Origin of the sequence: Streptomyces sp. NPDC002669, assembly GCF_042889165.1 — a bacterium.
Classification (GTDB): domain Bacteria; phylum Actinomycetota; class Actinomycetes; order Streptomycetales; family Streptomycetaceae; genus Streptomyces.
Window position 1 is genome coordinate 1 of the sequence record NZ_JBIAQQ010000067.1, and the last position, 4,379, is coordinate 4,379.

The following is a 4,379-nucleotide window of genomic DNA, read 5'->3' on the forward strand; positions in this document are numbered from 1 at the left end:
GCCTGCGGCCCGCTGCGACGGCCCCGGCGGGTGGGTTCCGCGACGACTGCCACGGGGATCTCCTTGCGGTACGGGGGGATTGCGGAGGTCGGGGCGGTGCCCCGGGAAGGTGCGGGGCCCGTCCGGGTGCGGCCGGACGGACCCCGCACCCGGTATCAGCGGCCGAGCATCGCCTGCGCGGCCTTCTGCGCGGCGTCCAGCGCCTCCTGCGGGCTCTTCTTGCCCAGCAGCGCCGCCTGGATCTCCGGCGCGAGCACGCCCTGGACCTCACGGGCCTTGTCCTGGAGCGGGCCCACGGTCATGCTCGGCAGCGTGGCGCCGACCGCGGTCTGCAGCGCGTCGCCCGGGTAGAGGTCGCCGCCGGACTTGCGGGCCGGGAAGTAGCCCGCGCCCGTCTGCAGACCGGCCGTGTTCTTCGACTCGGCGACGAAGTTCAGCCAGTCGCCGGTGTTCTTCTTGTCGGCGCCCTTCAGCATCGACAGCGCGCCGACGGTGCCGTAGCCGACCGACTTCACGTCCTTCAGCGGCGGCTGGACGACGATGTTCTCCTTGCCCCAGAACGGCTCGACGTCCGCCGGGGTGTTCTGCCAGGTGCAGGCCACCTTGCCCTTGGCGGTCGGGGTCTGCTCCAGCTTCGGCGTGGTGGTGACCAGGTCCTTGTCGGTGTAGCCGCCGTCGACGAGCTTCTTCAGGTACGTCAGCGCCTTCACGCCGGCCGCGTCGTTGAAGGTGACCTGCTTGCCGTCCTCGGAGAAGACGTCACCGCCGGCCTGCCACAGCAGCGGGTAGAAGGTCATGTTCAGCGTCTGCTGGGTGTCACCGCTGTAGCTGGTGGCGTAGTAGCCCTTCTTCTTCAGCTCCGGCGCCAGCGCCTCCAGCTCGGCCCAGCTCGTCGGGTAGCTCTTCTCGCCGATCGCCTCGAACACCCGCTTGTCGCAGATCAGCGGGTTGGCGCTGGTCAGCACGGGGGTGCCGAGCGCCTTGCCGTCGTACGTGACGGACTTCAGGGCGAAGTCGGTGTAGTCCGACTTGGCGTCGGCCGGCATGTACTCGTCGGCCGGGACGATGCTCCTGGCGTACTTGGGCAGCTGGTCGGGGATCAGGTAGACCGCGTCCGGGCCCTTGCCGGAGGCGATCGCGGTGGCCAGCGCGGTGTCGCGGTTGGCCCACGGGAAGGTCTCCACCTTCACCTTCACGCCCGAGTGCTCCTTCTCGAACGCCTTCACCAGGCCGTCCCAGTAGGCCTTGTTCTTGGCCTCGTCGAAGATGACCGGGTAGGTCCACATGGTGACGGTGTTGTCGTCGCTGCCGCTGCCGGAACAGCCGGCCAGTACCCCGACGGCGAGCGCGGTGGCCAGCACGGGGGCGGTGACGGCGCGGACTCTGGAACGGCGGGTGAGGAGACGGGACATGAGCTGGTCCTCCGAGGACGTGAGGGTGGGGCGGGGAAGAGGGGGAGTCACCGGGCCGGAACCGTCTGGACGGTGCCGGTGTGCCGGGCGCGTTCGGCGGCGAACGCCGCGAGGTGGCTGCCGAGCGAGGTGGCGGGACCGGAGCGGACCGCCCCGGCGTCACCGGTGGCGACGGCGGTGACGAACGCGTCGACGAGTCCGGCGTCCCCGCCGCCGTGCCCGTCGGCCGCGTTCGAACCGGAGGCGCCGAGTTCGTGGACGGTGGACTCGCCGGTCCGGAAGTCCTGCACCGTGACCCGCTCGCCGTCGCCGATCAGCCAGCCGTGCGAGCCGAAGATCCGGGTCTGCCGGTGGGTCTGCTCGGTGAACGCCACCATCTGGAAGGTCGCGGTCACGCCGTCCGTCAGCTGCATGGCCAGGACCTGGTGGTCGACCACGTCGTTGTCGCTCCGGTACGCGCAGACCCCGTACGGGCCCTCGCGCAGCGCCCGCACGAGACCGGCCTCGTCGGTGGCCTCGGTGACGTGGGTGACCGGCCAGACCGCGCCCTTCTCGCGCAGCGTCGGCAGGTACAGCTTCAGCGCGCTGTACGGGCAGCCGTCCTCGACCGCGCAGTCCAGGCAGCGTTCGGCGGACCCGGCCGGGGCGTTCTCCGGCCGGAAGTGCTTCAGCCCGCCGAAGCTGGAGACCCGTTCGATCCGGCCGCCCATGACGTACGTGATCCAGTCCAGGTCGTGGCAGGACTTGGCGAGCAGCATCGGGGAGGAGTCCTTCTCGCTGCGCCACGGCCCGCGCACATAGCTGTGCGCGTAGTGCCACCAGCCGACCGGCTCCAGGTGGTCGAGGGAGACCAGCTGACCGAGCACGCCGGAGTCCACGACCTCCTTCACCAGGTCGGTGTACGGGGTGTACCGCATGACGTGGCACACCGCGAACAGGACTCCGGAGCGTTCCACGCCCTCGACGATCCGCCGGGTCTCCTCCTCGGTCGGGGCGAGGGGCTTCTCGGCGAGGATCGCGTAGCCCGCCTCGGCCAGGGCCAGCACCGGCTCCACGTGGAAGCTGTCCTGGGTGGCGACGACGACGGCGTCGGCGATGCGGTTCTCGACCAGCGGCCGCCAGTCGTCGAACTCGACGGGAGCGCCGGCGGCGGCCCGCGCCGCGGGGCGCGGGTCGGCGACGGCGACGAGCTCGGCGCGCTCGGGGTGCGCCTTGATCCACTCGGCGTACGTCAGACCGCGGTTGCCGGCGCCGACGAGTGCGACCCGTACGGGCCGGCCGGTGATCGGGGTATGCGTGGACACGGGAATCCCTGGTGCTCGATGGGGTGGTCAGATGCGCAGCGTGGCCGCGCTGTGGGCGACGCGCTCGCCCTCGTCCGGCAGTGCGGTGCGCTCGGTGCCGTCCTCGACGCAGCCGGTGTGCAGCAGGTGGCTGTCGCCGGTGAACGCCGCGGGCCGCAGTTCGAGCCGGCCGCCGGTGAAGGTGGAGCCGGTGGCCCGGTAGCGGTTGGGGCCCTCGGTGACCAGCACGTGGGCGGTGCCCTCGGGCGCGGTCGAGTCGAGGCCGGACAGCTGCCAGTCGACGGTCCGTCCGGCACCGGTGCGCGAGAGCAGGGCGCCGTCCTTGTTGGTGCCGGTCAGCCGCGTTCCCTCGACGCGCAGCCGCTGGTCCTTGTCGGAGGCCAGCTTGAGCCCGGTGTCGCGGAGTTCGCCGCCCAGCACGGTGATGTCGGTGTGCTTGAGCGAGACGGGGGCGGTGTCCTTGGAGCCGGTGAGCGTGCACTGGTCCAGGACGAGCGGCCCGGTGCCGTTGAACACCGCTGCGTCGACGCCCTTCAGGACGTTGCGCTGGAGGGTGAGCGGGGCGGTCACGTTGGCCTGGGTTATCTCCGCGCCGGCCGCGAACGCGAACGAGGAGTCGGCGATCACATTGGGGCGGGCGGACAGGTCCGAGGCCCGGGAGACGATCAGCGGACCCGTGGCCGTGCAGCCGCGCATCTGCACCCCGTCGGCGTTGACCCAGAGCATCCCGGAGCCGGACAGGGACTTCTTGCCGATGACGAGGACGTCCTCCAGGGTCAGATCGGTGATCTTGACCCGGGCCACGAACCAGGAGCAGGCGTGCCGGCGGACGGTGATCCGCTTCGCCCGGCCGCCCCAGGCGGCGCCGGAGTTGGCGAAGGTCATCAGCCCGGAGTTGCCGGTGTAGACGAGATCGTGCTCGAACTGGCCGTGCGTCACGAACGGGCCCTCGTCGTCGCCGTCGCCGTGACAGTTGGTGACGTAGCAGTAGGCGGAGGCCGTGAAGTCGTTGAGGTGGCGGGCGTTGGAGGTGTGACAGTCCTCGACGTGCCCGTACAGGCAGTAGATCTGCTGGGTGAGGTAGCCCGCCCCGCCGTACGTGACCGACTTCGGGTTGGTCAGCGAGCACTGCTCGGTGCGGTAGTACGTGCACCAGCGGCGCATCACGACCGGCCAGAAGGTGCCGATGGCCTCGATGCCGGAGACGTCGCAGCGCACCGCGTACTCGTACGCGACCGGGTGCGAGCCGGACATCTCGTCCTCGCCCCAGCCCTCGAAGACCATGTTGCGGACGTGGGCGCGGTCGACGGGCTCGACGCGGGTCCAGGTCAGGGTGCGTCCGGCGGCCAGGTCCCAGCCGATCTGGTAGTTGACCCGGATGTGCGTGGCGTCGACGACATCGGTGACCTGGACGAGCCGCTGGATCTCCTTCTCGTACTTGCCCGCCAGGGCGTTGACCTCCACGGCCCACCACTGGCCCACGGAGAACTTCGACGAGTCACCGACCTCGAACAGGTCCGACAGGTCCGGCATCGCCGCACCCAGGGTGTGCTTGACGGTGGTGTCGGTGGGGGTGCCGCGGAAGGAGAGGACGGCGCCGAAGGGGTTGTCGTGGGTGTTCTTCTCGATGCCTTCGGTGCGTATGCGGTGGCCGCCGAAGTCG

At 70.6% G+C, this 4,379-nt stretch carries 3 protein-coding genes; all 3 read right to left on the bottom strand.

All coding sequences use genetic code 11. From position 1 onward, the window contains the following. Positions 1 to 155: 155 nt before the first annotated feature. Entirely contained in the window at positions 156 to 1,412 is a 1,257-nt protein-coding gene (locus tag ACFYW1_RS38860) for an ABC transporter substrate-binding protein (protein ID WP_389004538.1), read from the bottom strand. Positions 1,413 to 1,459: 47 nt separating this feature from the next. Beyond that, positions 1,460 to 2,716, bottom strand: a complete 1,257-nt coding sequence (locus ACFYW1_RS38865; RefSeq protein WP_389004540.1) for a Gfo/Idh/MocA family protein — start codon at positions 2,714 to 2,716, stop codon at positions 1,460 to 1,462. Between the two features lie 27 nt (positions 2,717 to 2,743). After that, on the bottom strand, positions 2,744 to 4,379 hold a 1,636-nt coding region (locus ACFYW1_RS38870; protein WP_389004542.1), incomplete at its 5' end, for a peptidase C14.